Annotated in this window: 1 protein-coding gene; it reads left to right on the forward strand. The window is 74.9% G+C overall.

Going from position 1 to position 581, the window contains the following annotated elements; genetic code table 11:
* On the forward strand, window positions 1-581 hold a 581-nt coding region (locus Q664_RS25010), incomplete at both ends, for a WD40 repeat domain-containing protein (RefSeq protein WP_043400727.1).

Below are 581 nucleotides of genomic sequence, written 5' to 3' on the forward strand. Positions count from 1 at the left end.
AGCGTGCAGCCCAGTGACTCCGGCTTCGTCAACGCGGTGGCCTTCAGCCCGGAGGGAGGGCTGGTGGTGAGCGCGCACGCGGATGGCTCGGTGCGGCTGTGGCGGGCGGACGGGAAGGGCGGGGCGATGAGGCTGGCGGGAGACACTGGGGAGACCGTGTCGGTGGCCTTCAGCCCGGATGGCCGGTGGGTGGTGACGGCGGCGAGGGACGGGACGGCGCGGGTACGGCGCACGGATGGAGCGGGCCCGGTGGTGGAGTTGCGGGGACACACGGATGAGGTGCTGTCCGCGAGCTTCGGCTCGGACGGGGAGCGGGTGGTGACGGCCTCGAGGGACGGCAGTGCGCGCGTGTGGAGCTGGCGCGCGCAGCCCCAGGCGCTCACGTTGCAGCGCCGTGCGGGCGCGGTGCAGGCCCTGGCCTTCAGCCCTCGGGGCGAGCACCTGGCCACGGCGCACGCGGATGGCACGGCGGCGGTGTGGCGGCTCGGCGACGCGGACCCGGTGCTGCTCAAGGGGCATGGGGCGGAGGTGCGGACGGTGGCCTTCAGTCCCGAGGGGGATCGGGTGGTGACGGCGTCGGT

The organism is Archangium violaceum Cb vi76 (assembly GCF_000733295.1).
Lineage (GTDB): Bacteria > Myxococcota > Myxococcia > Myxococcales > Myxococcaceae > Archangium > Archangium violaceum.